The organism is Jejuia spongiicola (genome assembly GCF_023502325.1).
Taxonomy (GTDB): Bacteria; Bacteroidota; Bacteroidia; order Flavobacteriales; family Flavobacteriaceae; genus Wocania_A; species Wocania_A spongiicola.
In genome coordinates this window covers 466,034-486,123 of the sequence record NZ_JAMFLZ010000003.1, presented here as the reverse complement: position 1 = coordinate 486,123, position 20,090 = coordinate 466,034, and the positions used below count along the sequence as shown (strand labels likewise).

At 31.7% G+C, this 20,090-nt stretch carries 18 protein-coding genes; 16 read left to right on the top strand and 2 right to left on the bottom strand.

Going from position 1 to position 20,090, the window contains the following annotated elements; translation table 11 throughout:
• The first annotated feature begins 8 nt into the window (after positions 1 to 8).
• Both sppA and M3P09_RS09455 read left to right on the top strand, forming a co-directional pair.
• On the top strand, positions 9 to 1,772 hold the full coding sequence (gene sppA / locus M3P09_RS09460; protein ID WP_249972948.1) for a signal peptide peptidase SppA: 1,764 nt from the start codon (positions 9 to 11) through the stop codon (positions 1,770 to 1,772).
• 152 nt (positions 1,773 to 1,924) lie between these two features.
• Positions 1,925 to 3,406, top strand: coding sequence for a carboxypeptidase-like regulatory domain-containing protein (locus tag M3P09_RS09455; RefSeq protein WP_249972947.1), 1,482 nt, complete (start codon positions 1,925 to 1,927; stop codon positions 3,404 to 3,406).
• A gap of 65 nt (positions 3,407 to 3,471) precedes the next feature.
• Here M3P09_RS09455 and M3P09_RS09450 read toward each other — a convergent pair whose 3' ends face one another.
• Entirely contained in the window at positions 3,472 to 5,100 is a 1,629-nt protein-coding gene (locus M3P09_RS09450; RefSeq protein ID WP_249972946.1) for an acyl-CoA carboxylase subunit beta, read from the bottom strand.
• A 167-nt stretch (positions 5,101 to 5,267) separates the two neighbouring features.
• Here M3P09_RS09450 and M3P09_RS09445 point away from each other — a divergent pair, with 167 nt between their 5' ends.
• The 6 genes from M3P09_RS09445 to ettA all read left to right on the top strand — a co-directional run bounded on the left by M3P09_RS09445 (position 5,268) and on the right by ettA (position 9,477).
• A complete protein-coding gene (locus tag M3P09_RS09445; protein ID WP_099566065.1) occupies positions 5,268 to 5,624 on the top strand; it encodes a DoxX family protein in 357 nt (118 codons plus the stop codon).
• A 1-nt stretch (position 5,625) separates the two neighbouring features.
• Complete coding sequence (locus M3P09_RS09440; RefSeq protein ID WP_249972945.1) at positions 5,626 to 6,156, top strand: NADPH-dependent FMN reductase; 531 nt, start codon at positions 5,626 to 5,628, stop codon at positions 6,154 to 6,156.
• Positions 6,156 to 6,593: a MarR family winged helix-turn-helix transcriptional regulator gene (locus M3P09_RS09435; protein ID WP_249972944.1), complete on the top strand. Its 438-nt coding sequence runs from the start codon at positions 6,156 to 6,158 to the stop codon at positions 6,591 to 6,593. Before M3P09_RS09440 ends, M3P09_RS09435 begins: the two co-directional genes overlap by 1 nt.
• Before the next feature lie 49 nt (positions 6,594 to 6,642).
• Entirely contained in the window at positions 6,643 to 7,515 is an 873-nt protein-coding gene (locus M3P09_RS09430; protein ID WP_249972943.1) for a pirin family protein, read from the top strand.
• An 88-nt stretch (positions 7,516 to 7,603) separates the two neighbouring features.
• Positions 7,604 to 7,786: a CAL67264 family membrane protein gene (locus M3P09_RS09425; RefSeq protein ID WP_099566061.1), complete on the top strand. Its 183-nt coding sequence runs from the start codon at positions 7,604 to 7,606 to the stop codon at positions 7,784 to 7,786.
• Positions 7,786 to 9,477, top strand: a complete 1,692-nt coding sequence (ettA, locus tag M3P09_RS09420) for an energy-dependent translational throttle protein EttA (RefSeq protein WP_249972942.1) — start codon at positions 7,786 to 7,788, stop codon at positions 9,475 to 9,477. The genes M3P09_RS09425 and ettA overlap by 1 nt, the downstream gene beginning before the upstream one ends.
• Before the next feature lie 225 nt (positions 9,478 to 9,702).
• Here ettA and M3P09_RS09415 read toward each other — a convergent pair whose 3' ends face one another.
• On the bottom strand, positions 9,703 to 9,939 hold the full coding sequence (locus M3P09_RS09415; protein WP_099566059.1) for a hypothetical protein: 237 nt from the start codon (positions 9,937 to 9,939) through the stop codon (positions 9,703 to 9,705).
• A gap of 302 nt (positions 9,940 to 10,241) precedes the next feature.
• Here M3P09_RS09415 and M3P09_RS09410 point away from each other — a divergent pair, with 302 nt between their 5' ends.
• The 8 genes from M3P09_RS09410 (at position 10,242) to M3P09_RS09375 (ending at position 19,661) form a co-directional block, all read left to right on the top strand.
• Positions 10,242 to 11,588, top strand: a complete 1,347-nt coding sequence (locus M3P09_RS09410; RefSeq protein ID WP_249972941.1) for a coiled-coil domain-containing protein — start codon at positions 10,242 to 10,244, stop codon at positions 11,586 to 11,588.
• 178 nt (positions 11,589 to 11,766) lie between these two features.
• Positions 11,767 to 12,831 carry a hypothetical protein gene (locus M3P09_RS09405; protein ID WP_249972940.1) on the top strand — a complete coding sequence of 355 codons (1,065 nt, stop codon included), beginning with the start codon at positions 11,767 to 11,769 and terminating at the stop codon, positions 12,829 to 12,831.
• Positions 12,832 to 12,919: 88 nt separating this feature from the next.
• The gene (locus M3P09_RS09400; RefSeq protein WP_249972939.1) at positions 12,920 to 14,884 is read left to right on the top strand and encodes an AAA family ATPase; all 1,965 of its coding nucleotides are present in this window, start codon (positions 12,920 to 12,922) and stop codon (positions 14,882 to 14,884) included.
• Positions 14,871 to 15,461, top strand: coding sequence for an NUDIX domain-containing protein (locus M3P09_RS09395; protein WP_249972938.1), 591 nt, complete (start codon positions 14,871 to 14,873; stop codon positions 15,459 to 15,461). The genes M3P09_RS09400 and M3P09_RS09395 overlap by 14 nt, the downstream gene beginning before the upstream one ends.
• A gap of 41 nt (positions 15,462 to 15,502) precedes the next feature.
• Positions 15,503 to 15,949 (top strand): RDD family protein, encoded by a 447-nt coding sequence (locus M3P09_RS09390; protein WP_249972937.1) that lies wholly within the window; start codon positions 15,503 to 15,505, stop codon positions 15,947 to 15,949.
• Complete coding sequence (locus tag M3P09_RS09385; protein WP_099566055.1) at positions 15,942 to 17,177, top strand: DUF6638 family protein; 1,236 nt, start codon at positions 15,942 to 15,944, stop codon at positions 17,175 to 17,177. The genes M3P09_RS09390 and M3P09_RS09385 overlap by 8 nt, the downstream gene beginning before the upstream one ends.
• Positions 17,178 to 17,221: 44 nt before the next feature.
• On the top strand, positions 17,222 to 17,755 hold the full coding sequence (locus M3P09_RS09380) for a hypothetical protein (RefSeq protein ID WP_249972936.1): 534 nt from the start codon (positions 17,222 to 17,224) through the stop codon (positions 17,753 to 17,755).
• A 211-nt stretch (positions 17,756 to 17,966) separates the two neighbouring features.
• Positions 17,967 to 19,661, top strand: a complete 1,695-nt coding sequence (locus M3P09_RS09375) for a hypothetical protein (RefSeq protein ID WP_249972935.1) — start codon at positions 17,967 to 17,969, stop codon at positions 19,659 to 19,661.
• The last annotated feature ends 429 nt before the right edge of the window (positions 19,662 to 20,090 follow it).

Genomic DNA, 20,090 nt, shown 5'->3' with positions numbered 1-20,090 from the left:
AAAAAAAAATGAGCTTTATAAAACGTGTATTATCAACCGTTACAGGAATTTTTGTATTTCTGTTTATTTGTTTTGCATTATTAATACTGATTGGATTATTAACAGGATCATCATCTGATGAAAAAATTATTGTTAAAGATAATTCAGTGTTAGACCTTAAATTAGATTTTCCAATAAAAGACTATGCTGGAAAAACAGTTTTTAAGCAGTATAACTTTTTAAACGAAAACAAAAAGGATGGTCTTTTTAATATCATCGATGCAATAAAATATGCAGCTACAGATGATAAAATAAAAGGTATATCAATAGATAATAATTTCATTCAAGCTGGATTTTCTCAAACTAAAGCAATTAGAGATGCTCTTTTAGAGTTTAAAAAATCTGACAAGTTTATTGTGGCTTATGCTGATGTTTATTCTCAAAAAGATTATTATTTAAGCTCGGTTGCAGATACTATTTATATGAATCCTGTTGGCATGATGGAATTTAATGGCTTGTCTACAGAACGTTTGTATTATAAAGATTTTCAAGAAAAATCGGGAATCAAAATGGAAGTTATCCGTTTAGGTAAATATAAAAGCGCAGTTGAGCCATTTTTAGAAAATGAAATGAGTGATAATAATCGCGAGCAAATCGAAGTTTATTTAAATGGTATTTGGAGCGAAGTTAAAAAAGAAATTTCGGTTAGTAGGAATGTTTCTGTAGATAGGCTAAATACTATTGCCGATAGTTTGTTGTCTAGAACAGCAAATTTAGCAAAATCATCAAAATTAATTGATAGAGTTGCATATCATGACGAGTATGAAAGTGGTTTAAGACACGCTATTAATATAGAAGCTTCAAAAGAAATTAAAACCATTTCTATAAAAGATTATGCTATTCATACAGCTAATCAAATAATGAAGAAAACAAGTAGTAATAAGGTGGCTGTTATTTATGCCGAAGGAGAAATAATTTATGGAGAAGGAGATGAAGACCGAGTAGGTCAAGGAGCTATGAACCGATCTTTAAAAAAAGCTAGAGAAGATGATAAAATCAAAGCAGTGGTTATTCGAATTAATTCTCCAGGAGGTAGCGCTTTAGCTAGTGAACTTATTTGGAGAGAAATAGAGTTAACCAAAAAAGTAAAACCTGTTATTGTATCAATGGGAGATCTTGCTGCATCTGGTGGTTACTATATTGCTTGTAATGCCGATAAAATTATAGCAGAACCAACTACTATTACAGGAAGCATAGGCGTTTTTGGAATGTTGCCAAACGTTAAAGGGCTTGCAGATAAATGGGGAATTAATGCCGAACAGGTAACAACTAATAAAAACTCAATTTCTTATAGCTTTTTTGAACCAATGAACGAAGAACAAGAAGCTTTTATTAAAGAAGGCATTAACGATATTTATGAATTGTTTACAAATAGAGTTGCAGATGGTAGAGGTATGACTCAAGATGATGTTAAAGCGATTGCGCAAGGACGTGTTTGGACAGGTGTTGATGCTTTAAGTAATGGATTGATTGATGAACTTGGAGGTTTAGAGCTAGCGTTAAAATATGCAGCTGAAGCCGCAGAAATAGAAGATTATAAAATTAAAGAATTTCCAGTTTTTGAAAAAGATTTAGATAAAGTGTTGCAAAGTTTTGGTTTAGCAAAAGCAAAAGAAGATATTTTAAAGGAAGAACTTGGAGAAGCTAATTACAAAGTGTTGAAAGAAATTAAATCAATGTCTGAACAAAAAGGTGTTCAACTATTGTTTCCTTTTAATACTGAAATTAAGTAAATAAAAATTATTAATATAAATTTGAAGGTTAAGTGAAAGCTTAACCTTTTTTATTTTATAGTTAACTCATTCAAAAGTATACTTCGCTCATTGTAGGTTTTTTAATATGTTGTTTGGTTATAGTTTTATACTAAACTTAAAAACCAACTATTATGAAAACGTTATTTAAATTTATTCTTGTATTGATGATTTCAATGCAATTGCAAGCACAAGAAAAATTAATTTCTGGAAAAGTTTCTGATGAATCAGGTATTCCATTGCTAGGTGTTACTATAGTTATTAAAGGAACATCTAAAGGAACATCAACAGATTTTGATGGATTTTATGAAATAAAGGCTAAAGAGTTTGATGTTTTAGTTTTCTCTTATCTAGGTTATGTAACGGAAGAAAGAAAAGTAAAAAAACTAAACACTATTTCTCTATCATTAGAGATACAAAAAGAAGCTTTAGATGAAGTGGTTGTGGTTGGGTATGGAATCAAAAGAGAAAGTAAAACTTTAAGTTATGCTGTTAGTACCGTAAGAGGTGTGTCAGTTTCTAAAGCATTATCTGGAAAATCTGCAGGTGTAAGCATTAGAGGTGTAGCCACGAAAAAAAAGCATGAAAAATATTCTGATCCGCAATCTGGTCAATTAACTGCTGGAGAAATTAATGATTTAGAAAAATGGAATGAATGGCTAGCAGTGTTAAAAAATAAAAAGTATAAAAAAATTCAGAATAATTGGGGGTTTTATTTAGAAAACAAGATAGAAGTTTTAATAATAGATGATAACTCTAAACCTGTTAGCAATGTAAAAGTTAGTTTATTTAATGATTTGAACGAACAAATTATGTCTGCTAGAACAGATGTCAGTGGTAAAGTTATTCTTTTTAAAGATTTAAATAAGATTTGTAAAGATGAATATTTTGTGGTCCAAGCAATTTGCAATAATAGAATATTAGGAAAGAAAATAACCAATAATCATCAAAATGTAAACTTTGTATTAGATTATGTAAATAGCTCTAATGATATTGATGTTATGTTTACTATAGACGCAACAGGTTCAATGGGTGATGAGATTAACTATTTAAAATCGGAGATAAAAAACATAATTTCAAGGTTAGACAATAAAATTGATAAAAAAAGAGTCGCTTTAACATTTTATAGAGATGAGGGAGACGAATATCTTGTAAGAGATTTTGATTTTAATGATGATATAGAAGTTGTTAAAGAAATCCTATCCAATCAATCAGCAGGAGGAGGAGGAGATTATGAAGAAGCTGTTGAGGAGGCGTTGAAAGTAGCTTTATCTAAAGAATGGAATAAAAGCGCAAAGTCTAGATTGATGTTTTTATTATTAGACGCACCACCACATTTAAATGAAGAAAATGTTTCAGTAATTAAAGAGCAAATAAAAATAGCTCAAGAAAAAGGGATAAAAATAATTCCTATAGTAGCTAGTGGTGCAGATAAAACTGTAGAATTTTTAATGAGATTTTTCAGTTTGTCTACTAATGGAACCTATGTGTTCTTAACTGATGATAGCGGTATAGGAAATCCTCATTTAAAACCAACAGCGAGTGATTATAAAATAGAAAAATTAAACGATTTGATTGTCAGATTAATTGAGAAATACTCTGGAATAGTTGGATGATGATTAAATAATAGTTGTTTTAATTTATTAAGAAAAGCGACTTATAAGTCGCTTTTCTTTAATTTTCACACCTGTAAAACACCTAAGTTAAATTGCTTTTCAATAGGGGCGTGGTTAGCTGCTTCAATACCCATACTAATCCACTTTCTTGTATCAAGAGGGTCTATGATTCCATCTGTCCAAATCCTGGAAGCAGCATAATATGGAGAGACTTGATTATCGTATCTATCTTTTATTTTATTGAAAAGTTCGGCTTCCTTTTCTGGAGTAATTTTTTCACCCTTTTTTTCGAGCGATGCTTTTTCAATTTGTAATAATACTTTAGCAGCAGAATTACCACTCATAACTGCAAGCTCTGCACTAGGCCATGCAACAATTAACCTTGGATCGTAAGCTTTTCCGCACATTGCATAATTTCCTGCACCATAAGAATTACCAATTATAATTGTGAATTTAGGTACCACTGAATTACTTACAGCATTTACCATTTTAGCACCATCTTTAATAATACCACCGTGCTCTGATTTGCTGCCTACCATAAAGCCAGTAACATCTTGTAAAAATACTAATGGTATTTTCTTTTGGTTACAATTGGCAATAAAGCGTGTAGCTTTATCAGCACTATCGTTATAAATAACACCCCCAAATTGCATTTCACCTTTTTTGGTTTTTACCAGTTTCCTTTGATTAGCAACAATACCAACTGCCCAACCGTCAATTCGGGCATAACAGGTTATGATGGTTTGTCCATAGCCAGCCTTATATTCATCAAATTCTGAATTATCAACTAATCGTTTTATAATCTCGTACATATCGTATTGATCTGCACGCGATTTAGGAATAATACCATAGATGTCCTCAGGATTTTCTTTTGGTTTTTTTATTTCACTTCTATTAAATCCTGCTTTATCATAATCGCCAATTTTGTCTATAATACTTTTTATAGTATTTAAAGCATTGGCGTCATCTTTTGCTTTATAATCAGTAACTCCAGAAATTTCACAATGTGTAGTTGCTCCACCAAGTGTTTCATTATCTATAGATTCTCCTATTGCAGCTTTAACCAAATAGCTTCCAGCAAGAAAAATACTCCCAGTTTTATCAACAATCAGTGCTTCATCACTCATAATAGGTAAATAGGCACCTCCAGCGACACAACTACCCATAACTGCTGAAATTTGAGTAATACCCATACTACTCATAATAGCATTGTTTCTAAAAATACGACCAAAATGTTCTTTATCTGGAAAAATTTCATCTTGCATAGGTAAATAGACACCAGCAGAGTCTACTAAATAAATTATAGGCAACCTGTTTTCTATCGCTATTTCTTGAGCTCTTAAATTCTTTTTTCCAGTAATAGGAAACCAAGCACCTGCTTTTACAGTGGCATCATTAGCAACAACAATGCATTGCTTGCCTTTAACATAGCCTATTTTAACCACTACACCACCAGAAGGGCAACCTCCATGCTCTATATACATATCTTCACCTGCAAAAGTGGCAATCTCAATAGATTTAGATTTTGCATCGAATAAATAATCTATACGTTCTCTTGCCGTCATTTTTCCTTTGGCATGATGCTTTTCAATTCTAGATTTTCCACCACCAAGGCTAACTTTAGCTAATCGATTATTTAATTCTGAAAGTAGAAGTTTATTATAATCTTCATTTTTATTGAAGTTAATATCCATTTATTTTTTAGTTTGATGCTAATGTACAAAAGTTGTATTTCCCTCGAAAGGGGGAATCTTTTAAATTTTATTGTTAATTATTTATTAAAATATATTACACGGAAATATATTCCTTGGAAAATAAAATTATTTATTATATATTTGTACCATAATTTAAAACTATAAAAATGAAAAGAGATAAAATTATTTATTACATCGCTACAGGACTATTAACTTTATTAATGCTATTTTCAGTAAGTATGTATTTTTTTAAGCATGATGATGTCGCTACTATGTTTACTACGTTTGGTTATCCTACATATATTATTTACCCTTATGCAGTCGCTAAACTTCTAGGGATATTTGCAATTTGGAACCCAAATTTTAAAGCAATTAAAGAATGGGCCTATGCAGGTTTCTTTTTTGCCTTTATTTTAGCATTTTTTGCACATTATATGATTGGTGACGGTGAACAAACAGGAGCATTAATAGCTTTTGTGTTATTGATTGTATCTTATATTTTTAACAAAAGAATAAATAATTAATATGAAAAATATAATTGCCTTTGCAGGAAGTAATAGTAAATATTCGATAAACAAGCAGTTAGCTGAATATGCTGCAAATTTGGTTAATGGGGTTAAAGTAACAGTTTTAGATCTCAATGATTTTGAATTACCCTTATATGGAATAGATTACGAGATTGAACACGGTATTCCAGATAATGCTAATAAATTTTTGGATAATATAAAATCATCTGATGGTATTATTTTATCTTTAGCTGAGCATAATGGAGCTTATTCAACAGTATTTAAAAATATTTTTGACTGGATGTCCAGAATTGATGGAAAACTATGGAGCGAAAAACCTATGTTGTTAATGGCTACATCTCCAGGAGCAAGAGGAGGAGCTACGGTTCTAGAAATTGCGAAAGGTCGTTTTCCTTACATGGGGGGGAATATAGTAGCATATTTTAGCTTTCCTTCGTTTAGCGCTAATTTTTCTGAAGGAAAAATTTCTAACAAAGAATTAAATAATGAACTGTTAAAGCTAGTTTCAATTTTTGAAAAGGCCATTTGATGGGTAATATTTCTAAAGATATAAATTCTAAATTTCCTAACAACAAGGTTAAGGCTTTGCTGAATATAATTTATACAGCTAATTGGATAAGTAGCAAACAGAATAGCTTTTTCAAGCCTTATGGTATTTCTCCACAACAGTTTAATATTTTAAGAATTCTTCGTGGAGCTGGAGAAGCAATTAAGGTGCAAACTATTAAAGAACGTATGTTAGAGAGAGCTCCAAATGCTACACGATTAATGGATAAATTGTGCGATAAGCAATTAATTGAGCGTTTACAATGCCCAAATGATAGGAGAGTTGTACATATAAATATAACGAAGAAAGGATTGGAATTATTAGATGAAATAAGTAAGAACATGAAGTCAGATTATATAGATAATCTGACTGAAGAAGAAGCAGGTCTTTTAAGTGATTTGCTAGATAAAATACGATAAGTATTTTTTTAACCAAATAGTTTCCGTGGAAACTAAAAAAGTAAAGATTATGAAATTAAACACAATAAAAAGAGTAGGCCGAAGTGATTTTGTAAATATGGGGCCTATAAAATTGCGGCAACCTATACCTACGCATGAAATAGAAATGATTGATCCATTTATATTATTACATCATTATGGACCGTATACTATAGATGAAATGAATAACCCTTTTGATTTAGGACCACATCCACATCGCGGATTTGAACCAATTACCTTCTTAATTCAAGGCGAACAATTACATCGAGATTCTCTTGGGCATGAAAGCATTGTTAAAGCTGGAGATGTGCAATGGACCACTGCTGGTCGTGGTATAATTCATGCTGAAGGCCCAACTAAAGACTTTGTTAAAAAAGGAGGAACCCTAGAAGGAATTCAATTATGGTTAAACTTACCTGCGGAAAAGAAGATGATTCAACCCAATTATCAACATGTTAAACATGAAGATTTTAAAGTTGTGAATTCTGATGATGGTAAAGTTGCCATTCAAGTTGTTGCTGGGGCTCTAGAGGGAAAAAATGGAAGGATTGCTACACAAACATCTGTGAATGCATACATGATAGACACAGAAGGAGATGGAGAACATTTTATTTCAATTGACAATACTCACCAGTCTGTATTGTACTTACTTAATGGAAGCGTTAGTGTTAATAACGATATAGAATTAGTTAAAGATAAAAATCAATTGATTGAATTTAATCAAGATGGAGAAGGCTTTAAATTAAAAGGAAACACTAAAAGTAAGTTACTCTTTTTATCGGGAACTCCTTTTAAGGAAAAGGTATCAAGTTGGGGGCCATACGTAATGAATACCCAAACTGAAATCATGGAAGCTTTACGCGATTACCAAATGGGTAAAATGGGATTTCTTCCTGCGAGTTAATAAAAAGCATCCTATATAGGATGCTTTTTTTATCTAAAAAAACGATATTTGCTTTAAGACTAACCACCAAAATTTAAGAATTAAGATTATGGCAATGAATAAAAACACTGTGCTAGCCTGGGCTACCACAATTATGATTATAGTAGGATTAGCATTAATAGCATTAGGAGCCTTTAGGTATGATGATGTTGCAGGCTGGGGTTTTGCAGCTGTTGGTATTGGTTTTTTTGCAAATGCATGGGTGTTTAATGCATTAAAAGGAAGAGTGTAATGAGTGATGATAAGAAGATAATTTTCTCAATGTCTGGTGTAACCAAGACATTTCAGAGTGCAAATACTCCAGTTTTAAAAAACATTTACTTGAGTTTTTTTTACGGAGCGAAAATAGGAATTTTAGGACTCAATGGTTCTGGTAAATCAACTCTTTTAAAAATTATTGCTGGAGTTGATAAAAATTACCAAGGAGATGTAGTGTTTTCGCAAGACTATTCTGTTGGTTACTTAGAACAAGAACCAAAGTTAGATGAAGAGAAAACCGTAATGGAAGTAGTTCGAGAAGGTGCTGCTGAAACTGTTGCAATTCTTGATGAGTATAATAAGATAAACGATATGTTTGGGCTAGAGGAAGTATATTCTGATCCAGATAAGATGGAAAAACTTATGAACCGTCAAGCTGAATTGCAAGATCAGATTGATGCTGCAAATGCATGGGAGCTTGATACCAAATTAGAAATTGCCATGGATGCTTTACGAACTCCTGATGGTGATAAAAAAATTGGTGTACTATCTGGCGGGGAACGTCGTCGCGTTGCTTTATGTCGCTTGTTATTGCAAGAACCAGATGTATTATTATTAGATGAGCCTACAAACCATTTAGATGCAGAATCTGTACATTGGTTAGAGCATCATTTAGCTCAGTATAAAGGAACCGTAATTGCTGTAACGCACGATAGATACTTTTTAGACAATGTTGCTGGCTGGATTTTAGAGTTGGACAGAGGAGAAGGGATACCTTGGAAAGGGAATTATTCGTCTTGGTTAGATCAAAAATCTAAACGATTAGCTCAGGAAAGTAAAACGGCATCAAAACGTCAGAAAACCTTAGAACGCGAGTTAGAATGGGTTCGACAAGGAGCTAAAGGTCGGCAAACAAAGCAAAAAGCGCGTTTAAAGAATTATGATAAGCTAATGAGTCAAGATCAAAAGCAACTTGATGAAAAGTTAGAAATCTATATTCCTAATGGACCACGACTTGGTACAAATGTTATTGAGGCTAAAGGTGTTGCAAAAGGATATGACGATAAGTTATTATATGATGATTTAAGTTTCAACCTGCCACAAGCTGGAATAGTTGGTGTAATTGGGCCTAACGGAGCTGGTAAAACAACTATTTTCAGAATGATAATGGGAGAAGAAACCCCAGATAAAGGTAAGTTTGTTGTAGGCGATACTGCTAAAATAGCATATGTAGATCAGAAGCACTCTAATATTGATTCAAATAAAACTATTTGGCAAAACTTTAGTGATGAACAAGAGTTAGTTATGATGGGAGGAAAGCAAGTGAACTCTCGTGCATATTTAAGTCGTTTTAATTTTTCTGGAAGCGAGCAAAATAAAAAAGTAAACTTACTTTCTGGAGGTGAACGTAATCGTTTACATTTAGCAATGACACTTAAAGAAGAAGGCAATGTGTTACTTTTAGATGAGCCAACTAATGATCTTGATGTCAACACATTAAGAGCACTTGAAGAAGGTCTTGAGAACTTTGCAGGTTGTGCCGTAGTGATTAGTCACGATCGTTGGTTTTTAGATCGTATTTGTACACATATTTTAGCTTTTGAAGGCGATAGTCAAGTCTATTTCTTCGAAGGTGGTTTTAGCGATTATGAAGAAAATAAAAAGAAACGTCTTGGTGGAGATTTAATACCGAAGCGAATTAAATATAAAAAGTTAATTAGATAAAAACATAAATAAATGCTCACTGAAAAGTGGGCATTTTTATTTATATAAATGATTAGAACCTAATTCATAATTATTAAGGCTTTGGTTCATAATATAATCTTTGTTTTGGTTGAACTTTTTTATTTCATTTTCCAATTGTTTATCTAATATAATTCTACGATATAACAATTCAATAAAATACGTTGCGATAAATAAAAGGACCAGAGTTTTCATATTTAAATTGTATTAATTGCCACCATACATATGGCCATCAGTAAAATCTTTATAAGGTTTTTTGTTCTCATCCTCAATAGTCGTATTCATACTATTTAAACGATCATTTTCCTTCTTAAGTTTGTATGATTTTCTAACACCGAGTATAAGTAAAAAAGAAAAAATTACAACAACAACAATTAATATTGTTACAATGTCGGTTTGGCTTATTAGAGGGATGCAACCTAAAATAAAAGTTTTTAGTAGCATTTGGTAGTATTTTATTTGGGTTAATAGCTGTTCAAATATACTGTTTTTTTACTAATTATTACATGTATAAAAGGTACATAGCTGTATTTAAGATGCTTATGTTGTAATATAAACTCAAGTAAAGCTTCTTTTCTGATTGAAAATTAATTTCAAAATCACCTCTTAGCAAGTGACAAAATATTAATGTAACATTTTATAAACTTTTTATACCAATAATTTAAGTAGTATAAATTTTAAAATTGATATTTTTTAACGAAATTGCTTGTCCGTAAAATTGTTCAACCTTAAATACAGTATATAACATGTCAGATGATTTTGATTTATTAGAAACCTCTTCAAACGAAAAAACAGAAAAAGTAGATGTTAATTGGGGAAAAGCCATTGATACTATGAAATCTAAATTGTCTCAAGAAGATGACCCTGAGGTTAGACAAAAAATATTAAACGCCACTTTAGACGATGTGGTGCATATGGCAGAAAAAGATAGAACTACGCTTTTAGACGCTATCAAAGATTTAACTGATTATCAGGATGAGGTTGGTATTATTTTTGAAAAGTTTTCATCATTAAATGCTACAGAACAAAAAGTAATTGATGATGCTCAAAAAGCTTTAGAGCGTGCCAAAATTGAATTAGAAGATGCCGAAGCAAAACCTGATACTTGGTGGAATAACCTTTGGGGGCGAAAGAGTAAAATAAAAAAAGCCCAAGATGAGTTAAAAGCTGCTGAAAAAGTACGAGCTGGTGCAGATAATAAGGCAAAAGCAATGTTTCAAGAGCGTATTGAAAGTGCAGACATACAAACACTTTTAAGTGAATTGTCTTATAAAAGTCAAGCAGCCGTTAGCCGTTTAAAAAATAGAGAAGTAGAAATAAAAGAAGTAGAAGAAAAACTAAAGGATGCCATTGTTGAAGCTTCTAAAAATCATACTAAAGCTTTAGAGAAAAAGAAAGAAGTTGAGGCAAAATTAGAAGAGCAATATGCACTTTTAAAGCAGGCTCGCCAAGAGCTTGAAGATATTGCCGATAAGCAGTCTTCAGAATACGCAGAAGCTATAGGTAAAGTAACAACCTTAGAGCAAAAGGTAGAAGAACTAGAAGGTCTTAAAAATGCATATACCACGCTTGCTGCGAGTAAGGATAGCTTTGTACACAAACATAACTTAACCATTAAAGTATTAACTTCTTTACGTAGTAATTTGCAAACACATCGTGCTAAATTAAAGAGTGATACTGAAGAACGACTTAAGTATTATGATGGTTATGTGGTAGCTTTAAAAGCAAGAACGGATCAAGAATTTGCTGCTATTTTAGAACATTTAGGTGTTAAAACGGATGAACACATTGGGGAAACTTTAGCATCTATGCATACCGCAAGTGCGAAAGCGCGTCAGGACATGATGGATAATATACCAGTACATGAAAAAGTAATGCAAGGTGTTTATAGTAGTTATGCAGAGGCTTTACAAGAAATTCGTGCAAAAGATAGCGACATCCAAAAGAATTTTGCTGAGCGTTATGGCATTGATATGAAAGAGATTTTTGAAGATTATTATAAAGCAGACGCAAACAAGCCATCTGATGGTGAGGGTGAAGGTGATAAGCCAAGTCCAAAACCTGAAGCTACCGAGGACGATTTATTAAGTTAATATTATTCCTGCGAAGGCAGGAATCTCATCAAATGAAACTATAAATTCTGTGGTATTCTCGTACTGCGTTAAGGATTGAGGCATTTGTTGGAGCTCCTTGAAAAGAGCGACTGCCGAAAGCCTGACCCCTACGGGTAACGCCCAAAAAATTGACAATTGTCAATTATTAATTAAAAACATGTCCATAAATCATATAGTTACACCATTAGATTCTGCTGTTCTAGACTCCAAAGAGCATTATGTGTTTTACCATAAAATGATGGATTTTGCTTTTAAAGAGCTTATTGTTGCTGTACAACAACAAAAAATTTGTAACGCTCAAGAAGTTCAGTTGTTTAAGCAGTATTGCGACTTATTGTTATACTCTATTGAAGCCATGCGTGTTAAATATATGTATGATGATGAGGATAATATGAAAGTAGATTTAACCTACTCTGGTTTTCCTAACTATTTAGAATTCAGGTATTTATTTAATGATTTAGAATTACGCGATGAATATTTAGGCAGATTGACTCCTATAAGTAATTTAAAGGAAGAATTTTTAGATACATTAATGCGAAAAAAAGAACCGATAAAAAAGAGTAAACTTTTTCAAGCAGCATCTATAGTCTATTATTCGTCAGTTAAAAAAGAATATATATTTAATCGTTTTGTGCAAGGCAAAATATTAAGTGCTCCAGAACATTCTGCTGGTGACTTGCTAATAAGTTGGGGTTTTTATGATGTGTCTCATAACAGGCCATTTATATGTTTTATGTATTTCAATTACGATGGCACAAAAATAAATGATTATAAAGATGAGATTTATGAGGTTTTAAAAACGGTAGCTGATAGAGACATGGCTTTGGATACTATGGCATATACTATTGATAGAAAACTACCAAAAGTATCGCCTAAACTTATAAAGCGAATTGATTTAGGACCAATACATAATGTATTTGCAAAAGACGAAAATGATATAACACATACTATTTTGGAGGCTATTGGTAAAAAAGAAATTCCGCTAGAATCTTATGCTATTTCATTGCGATTAGACGAAGTAAGTTCTGGTAGTGAATTTAAAGAAGGAAGCTTTTTTAACAAGCAAATTTTACAAAAGTGGGATGAGGTGTTTAAGCAAAAATATGTGTTTGCTCCACATAGAATTATTCAATTATTATATAACAAAACACCAGATGTAATAGACACGTTAGAAAAGGCACCTATTCAAATTTCAGAATTAAAAATAGATATTAAAAAGTAAAGTCATAAAGAAAAACAAATCGACGTGGTTACCTAAATAAGAGAAGTAGATTGCTAAATTTTATTCGTAATGACGTAAAAATAAATATATGGAACACAACTCAACATTTCCAATAAAACTTACCGAACTAGATATGCTTCGTGATGAAGCTGCATCCTATTTGAAGTCTATACAATGGGAGCAAGGAGCTCGCGCAAAAAACAAGGATAAAAACGCAAAGGATGAATCAATTTTACTGTATTTATCGCGTGCCAATAATGGAACAAATACTGCAGAAATAACTTCGGTTTCAAAAACGATTCTTGCTCTAAAAAAACGATTATTACCAGACTCTGTAGCAATCCCTATTTATTTAAACCAAACTTTATATGCTGTTCAAGAAGGAATCACTTTAGGTATTTGGATTAAAGATAGTTTTTACGATGCTTCGGGTTTATCAAGCTTAAACGAAAACAAATCAGCTTTAGATACCAACGGAAAACGTGAGTTTGAAAGTAAAATGCACACAGCAACAGCTTTTATGCTATTCTCGACAGCTTATAAAATATTACATGATTTAAAACCTCATGCCTCAGACGATTTAAGTGTGATGAAACAAAAGTTTGCAGGTATTCCAGAAGTATCACTCATGTCGCCATTAAAAGGAATTTCATGTAGTTTGTTTTATTTTGATAAATATTTAGGGCATCCAGAAATTATAAAATCAGATAAAGACGTTATTGATTTTACAGTAGTATATTTTGAAGCGTTAATTGATGAAATTCAATTACGCAAAAGTGCTTTAGAGTATACTGAAACCATTGAAGATAGAACATATAAATTAGAGAAATCTGAATTTGCAGTATCAGGTTGGAATAACGTATTTTCCGGAACAGCTAAAAGTATTGAGTTTAATAAAATTCAATTTGAACAAATTGTTGGTAATCGAGATGCCAAACATTTTGCACGTCGATTAACCGAACGTATGCTGAGTTATGATTTTGTGGCAAAGAAGAATCCTTTTCAAGAATTAGGAGGTTTTATGCCAGTGTTTATGGGCTATGGTATTCCAGGAACAGGAAAAAGTATGCTTATAGCAGCCATTGCTACGCGACTTAAAGAGCATTGTGATAATTTGGATATTCCGTTTTTGTTTCACCCTATGCCAGATACTTTAATTAGTACATTTCAAGGTGGCAGTGCTGAAAAAATGGTTGAATGGATGAAGCCTTTACAAGACCCATCAAAACTTATTTTTGCACCTATTGATGATGCCGAAAACAATTTACAAGAGCGAACAGCTCAGGGAGTTTCTGCTGGTGTCAAGGAAGTTATAGGCGTGTTTTTAAGATATACTGAAGGCGCTTATGCCGTAAACTATGGTAACAGTTCTATTGGATTGTTTACTAACCTTCCAGAAATGCTTGATAAAGCTGTGATTTCTCGTGTACAAGGGCGTTTTAAAATTGATGGAGCGAGAAGCGAGCATGACTTTTTAGATCAAGATTATATTTGGTGGAAAAAGTTTGATAAAACCATGCCAGACTTTGTAAATATGCAAAACCCACAAGGCTATAAATATTTAGAAAATCAAGGTTTAGCAAAAAACATGGGAGATATCTTAGATGCTATTGAAAAGCCTTCAGAAGAACGTGTTTTAGAAACCTTTGAAAGGGTTGATAAAATGCATGATAGTAATGAGCATATGTTTTATGCAAGTTTGTATAAAGAAATTCAAAAGATATTTCCATTTTTTTCGTCGCGTGATGTACGGAATATACAATCGGCAATATCTTTACGGTTAACTGATTTTGATTTAGAGGATGATTGGTTTGAAAATCCAGATATTTATTTCAAAAAAGATTATGAAACTAAGTTTGGAATGCTTCAAGAATTGATGAAAAGCAATATGAAGGGGTTGGATTTTTCAGAAATTAGACGTCAAGAAGTTGTGCGTTATTTAGATAATGTAGCAACTATTGCCGATACTGATTTTAAACGAAAAGTAGATGCAAGAGTAAATCAATTGAATATAGAGACTGAGGCTAAAGAGCAATTTGATGACAAAAGATAAAAGAATAAAGAACATAACATCAACTGTATTATCCAATTTTTGGGGTAAGCTAGAGCGAATAGATTTCGATTTTAAATTTAAAAGTGGAAAATGGAAACGAATAGCCCACGAAGCTTATGGTAAGAGTGATGGTGTTGCGATATTATTGTACAATGCAGAATCAAAAAAAGTTCTTTTATCAAAACAATTTAGAATACCTGTATATATTTCAGGCGTTTCTGATGGTGTTTCTATAGAAGTTTGTGGAGGAGCCATTGATGATGGTGAATCACCAGAAACTTCTGTTATTAGAGAAGTTAAAGAAGAATTGGGGTATAATGTTTCTAATTTAAAGGCTGTAAGTACTGTGTTTTTATCACCAGGAATAGTAAGAGAGCGTGTACATCTTTTTACTGGGAATTATACCGATTCTGATAGAATTGATAATGGAGGTGGTTTAGAAACCGAAAACGAAGAAATAGAAGTTTTGGAAGTCACTTTTACCAAGGCTATGGAAATGATTGATTTGGGTGAGATTATTGATGCTAGAACGATTATGTTGTTGCAACATATAAAGATTAATGAATTAATAGACTGATGATTTGTCATTCCTGCGAAAAGGAAATATATGTATAAACAATGGAAGAATTTAAAAGTGAAAATGGAGAAATAGTTGGTATTGCAAAAAAGAGAAATAGAGTTTTAGCATTTTTAATTGATTTTTTTATTTTTTGGTTGGTAGGAATGGTTATTGGAATTTTCTTTGGAACACCAGATAAAGAGGAGCTTGGATTTAATTTAAATGGATTGCCAGCTTTAGGAATGTTTTTGTTTGGCTTTTTTCTTTGGCCTATAAGCGAAGGTGTTTTTGGCAAAACTATAGGGAAAAGATTCTTAAATTTAGAAGTAGTATCAAATAATTATGAATCGATTGGAATTGGTCAAGCATTTGTTCGGTTCTTTTTAGGTTTTATAGACTATATATTCTTAATCGGACTAATTATAGCATCAACTAATAAGCAAAACAAGCGTATTGGTGATATGGTTGCAAATACAGTAGTTGTGAAAAGAAGTAAAAATGGATAAACTAAAAACAGCTAATTTATATAGAAGCGAATTAATTCCTGTAAGTGGGAAGCTTGTTGAGCGTTATAATAAATGTTTGGTAAAGCTCGGATTTACAAAAACAAAACTAAAAACGTTTTCAATAGATGGCATTGGTTGGAGCCCTGAGATTGCAGAGGAAAAAAAAGAGATTCACTATTTAAATAATGGTGATGCCAATCCGCACGGAATAATTATCTCACCATTACAAAAAGGAAAGCCTGTGTATGTTCCGTTTCATACGTTTGATAGAGATATAATGAAATTTGTTTTCAAAATACATGGAAGCAAAATAAATGATATTACACGCGATTGTGCTATTTGTTTAGATTTCGACCAAAATATTGATGCTTTTTATGAGCCTTTGGATGTTTTAAAGTACAATACAATTTCTATAAGTTTTCATTTAATAAACAATCTAGATAAAATAAAGGAACAACAATTAGAGCTAGTTGAAACTTTTAATAGAGGTAACAATTTTATTGATGAAAATTTGCATCAACAATTATTAGATTCTGCAAACACTTATGGAGACTTGCGTCACAGAGATTTAGATTTACATGCATTACAATTTACCACAGATTCCTTCTATACAAAAGCTTTTGGAGGTGTTTATGTATTGCGAGATTTTATAACACCTATAGTGGTTTTTGAAGATAAGAAATGGCATAAGGAAGCGATTAAAGATGTAAGCTACGAAGTGCTTATTTATCATATCCATCAATCTGAATTAATGGATAAACTTCGAGACCACGTTATTATCGAATACGATTTGGAGGCTGTTGTAAAAACAAAGCGATACCATCGAATTAAAAAATTTGAGATGTTTCAGCATTTAAAAAAGCCTCAACATCCTATTAAAAACATTTTAAACGATCCATTACTGTACAAAAGTTACCTTAACAAGTTAAATATTGAAGCACGAAAAAAAGTAATGAGTGTAGAACGCTATTTAGAAAAAATTGAGACTAGTAACCAATACAAAATTGCCGATATTGTTGATGTTAAACTCTTTGAGGCTTTGCATCAACCGCATTCATCTTTAGACGCTAAACATCAAGATTTAATTTGGATGTTGTTGGTAAATGTATCTCCAAAAGACGTGTTGTACCTGTATTGGTACGATAAAGAAGCATTTTATAATAGTTTTAAAACTTGGGACGATTCTTTTAAAGAGTGGACTATTGAGACTATTAGTAACAATATTTAATAATTATAGACTAATTTTATACAGCATCATTAAAACAAAAAACCATGGGACTAGAATTAGTAATTTTTATAGGAGCGATACTTTTTGGTATCTTTTTATATTGGAGAGAATCTAACGGTAATGGTTTATATCGTTTTGTAAACAAAATGGTAAACTCTAAAGCTCTTCAAATGAAACCAGAAAACCGAAAAGGGTTTGTATATAAGCAAGCTTTTTTACCACGATTGGTTTTTGTAGCAACCACTTTTTTGTTAATTGGGCTAGTATTTCAATTTTTAACACCTTTCAAAATATTTGGAAGCTATAATGGAATTTCTGCATTTTCATCAGTAGTTGTTGGGACTTTAATTGGTACTTATTTAGCAAATTTTGTTATAAAATCTACTAAAGTTATAGAAGATAAAAGCGATTCTATTGGAGATATTATGGAAGATACTATAGAGAAAGGCAAGGATTTTATAGAAGATTTAAAGTCGAAAGATGCAGATTTAACTGAAGAACCTGAAACTATAAAAGAGACACCAAAACCTGAAGAGAAGAGTGCTAGAGAACGGTTGAAAGATAAAGGATTGTTATAAATCTTTATAAAATGAGCAAAAATAAATTTCGATACGTATTCATTGTACTATTTGCTATTTTGATTGTTGTAGAGTTGTTTGTCTACGACTATAAAAGTGGTTTTCAATGGAAAAATAGTTTAAGATTATTAACACCTATTTTAATGATTATCGCTATGGTATTATCTATTAGACATACTAAAAAACATGGCGAAAATTAAAAAACCTTATTATGTTAAAGAACTACTGGAATAAAGGTAAAAAACAAAAAACAATAACTATAATAATTGCTTTAATATTATTAATCGCATTATTTGTTTTGCGCGACGATTATCAACCAGCTCTTTTGTTTGTTAGAAAATTCATCTTCATCATTCTATTAAGTGCAGTTGTTTTATTTTTTGGATTACGAAAATTTAGAAACTCTGCTAGTACAGGAAAGCGTATTGGTATTTTAGGAGTATTGGCTGTTTTTTTCGGTCTTTTATACGTTGTAGGTTGGCATTTTAAAATGTACGATTACATGAAAACATTTAATGTATTTAATAATCTTAATAAAGTTGAAATAAACGAATTACCATTAACGCAGAATGAGCGTATTCAGCCATTGCAAAATATTTTTACTATGGCAAATGAAAGTGTAGGAGAGACTAAAGATGTGTCTTTACCACATTTAGTTCGAGTTGATGATGAAAATAAATGGACGATGGCTATCCAGCCTTCTGAAAATTATACATTTCAGCAAATAAGCGATAACACAGAAGAAGTATTTGCAGTATCAAGTACAACACCATTTCCAAGGTTTTCAAACGAAAATAGAATTCCTGTAACTTTTTCAATAGGCGAATCATTAAAATTTAGTAGAAACACGTATAATGCTGTTGTGCAACGTTTCAACTTCTTTCAATTATTTATGATGGAACCTAGTGATACATTTTATATGAAAAATGATACAGGACAATGGGTGCAAGTAGTGAGCTTAATTAAATGGAAAGGGTTTTTATTCCCATATCCAACATTTGGTGGTGTTATGGTTGTAAATAATGGCGAGCACGATTTTAATGATTATATGGAGCGTATTTTAATAGGAAAGGGCACTTATATAAGTCCAGAAGAGATGAAAAATTATCCGTTTTTAATAGGTCAAAATATATTAGCCGAAAAAGTATCACAGCTACAAGCGGAATCATTAAAATTTTTAGGAGGATTTAGTGATCCATTGCCATGGAATATGCTAACTGCAGTTAAAATTCCAGAAATGCCTAAAGATCAAAATGAGCAACCTTATGTTACAGACTTTAATTTTTCTGATACTGATTCTAATGCCTATAATGGTTTATACCATTGGTTTGGATTAGAACCAGTAGGTCAGGAGCGTACTAGTTTGAGTTATAGTGTGTTTATTCCTGCAGACGGAACAGATAAAATGTATTATTACGATCATGCAGCAAAAAAACAAGGTTATGCAGGCGTATCTGCAATGCCCCAAAAAGTAAAAGAATCGAGAAAAGAATACGATTGGAATGCGAACACACCTGTAGAATTCAGACCATATATCAAAGATATTGCTGGAAGAAAGCGCATGTTCTTTTTAGGAACTGTTTCTGCTATTAGTGAAAAAGATGCGGGCCAATTTGATGGTTCTGCAACTCCAGATTTAGTGTTGATAGATAGTGAATATCGAGATGTTATTTGGATTGATGTTAAACACCCAAGCCAATGGGATAAAACGGTTTATGAGCAATTAAATGAAGCTTGGAGGTCGAGCGAAGGGATTGGTTATTATTATGCCGAAGATGCTAAAGAAATTGATATTATTGAACAAACTTCAGATTCAACTATCGTAATTCCTGTAGTTGACAAGAAAACGGAAGAAATTGAAAGACTACAACGGCAAATTGATTCTTTGAAAAATTCGGGGAATTAGATCATGAAGTTTAAGTTAGTATATATTGTTCATTTATTAATAATAATTTTATTTGTTTTTAACCTTTATCAAGGATTAGAGAGGTTTAGTGAATTTCTAAAATACAAAGAGTATACTCATTTTAATTTAGATACAATTATTAATTCAATACCAACATCACAGTATTTAAGAGCAATTATTTTAGTTAGTTTTGCGTTAGCTGGAGTTTTTTTTAAAAACAAAATTGGTTGGATATTTATCACTTATTATTTTCATTTATTAATAATTAATTCTATTATACAATATTCTGCGAGTAAAGAGAATTTAGGATTCTATATCATAGCAAACACAATAGCCTTATCATTATTAATTATTATGAATCTTAAGGAAGTAAGTTTGAAATATTACAAAATAAATAAAGAAAATTTGATTGGAATTAACTTGATTTCT

What these genes read in the sequence shown, in the direction of transcription:
- sppA (WP_249972948.1), top strand. Translation starts at nt 9, where the DNA reads ATGAGCTTTATAAAACGTGTATTATCAACCGTTACAGGAATTTTTGTA.
- M3P09_RS09455 (WP_249972947.1), top strand. Translation starts at nt 1,925, where the DNA reads ATGAAAACGTTATTTAAATTTATTCTTGTATTGATGATTTCAATGCAA.
- M3P09_RS09450 (WP_249972946.1), bottom strand. Translation starts at nt 5,100, where the DNA reads ATGGATATTAACTTCAATAAAAATGAAGATTATAATAAACTTCTACTT.
- M3P09_RS09445 (WP_099566065.1), top strand. Translation starts at nt 5,268, where the DNA reads ATGAAAAGAGATAAAATTATTTATTACATCGCTACAGGACTATTAACT.
- M3P09_RS09440 (WP_249972945.1), top strand. Translation starts at nt 5,626, where the DNA reads ATGAAAAATATAATTGCCTTTGCAGGAAGTAATAGTAAATATTCGATA.
- M3P09_RS09435 (WP_249972944.1), top strand. Translation starts at nt 6,156, where the DNA reads ATGGGTAATATTTCTAAAGATATAAATTCTAAATTTCCTAACAACAAG.
- M3P09_RS09430 (WP_249972943.1), top strand. Translation starts at nt 6,643, where the DNA reads ATGAAATTAAACACAATAAAAAGAGTAGGCCGAAGTGATTTTGTAAAT.
- M3P09_RS09425 (WP_099566061.1), top strand. Translation starts at nt 7,604, where the DNA reads ATGGCAATGAATAAAAACACTGTGCTAGCCTGGGCTACCACAATTATG.
- ettA (WP_249972942.1), top strand. Translation starts at nt 7,786, where the DNA reads ATGAGTGATGATAAGAAGATAATTTTCTCAATGTCTGGTGTAACCAAG.
- M3P09_RS09415 (WP_099566059.1), bottom strand. Translation starts at nt 9,939, where the DNA reads ATGCTACTAAAAACTTTTATTTTAGGTTGCATCCCTCTAATAAGCCAA.
- M3P09_RS09410 (WP_249972941.1), top strand. Translation starts at nt 10,242, where the DNA reads ATGTCAGATGATTTTGATTTATTAGAAACCTCTTCAAACGAAAAAACA.
- M3P09_RS09405 (WP_249972940.1), top strand. Translation starts at nt 11,767, where the DNA reads ATGTCCATAAATCATATAGTTACACCATTAGATTCTGCTGTTCTAGAC.
- M3P09_RS09400 (WP_249972939.1), top strand. Translation starts at nt 12,920, where the DNA reads ATGGAACACAACTCAACATTTCCAATAAAACTTACCGAACTAGATATG.
- M3P09_RS09395 (WP_249972938.1), top strand. Translation starts at nt 14,871, where the DNA reads ATGACAAAAGATAAAAGAATAAAGAACATAACATCAACTGTATTATCC.
- M3P09_RS09390 (WP_249972937.1), top strand. Translation starts at nt 15,503, where the DNA reads ATGGAAGAATTTAAAAGTGAAAATGGAGAAATAGTTGGTATTGCAAAA.
- M3P09_RS09385 (WP_099566055.1), top strand. Translation starts at nt 15,942, where the DNA reads ATGGATAAACTAAAAACAGCTAATTTATATAGAAGCGAATTAATTCCT.
- M3P09_RS09380 (WP_249972936.1), top strand. Translation starts at nt 17,222, where the DNA reads ATGGGACTAGAATTAGTAATTTTTATAGGAGCGATACTTTTTGGTATC.
- M3P09_RS09375 (WP_249972935.1), top strand. Translation starts at nt 17,967, where the DNA reads ATGTTAAAGAACTACTGGAATAAAGGTAAAAAACAAAAAACAATAACT.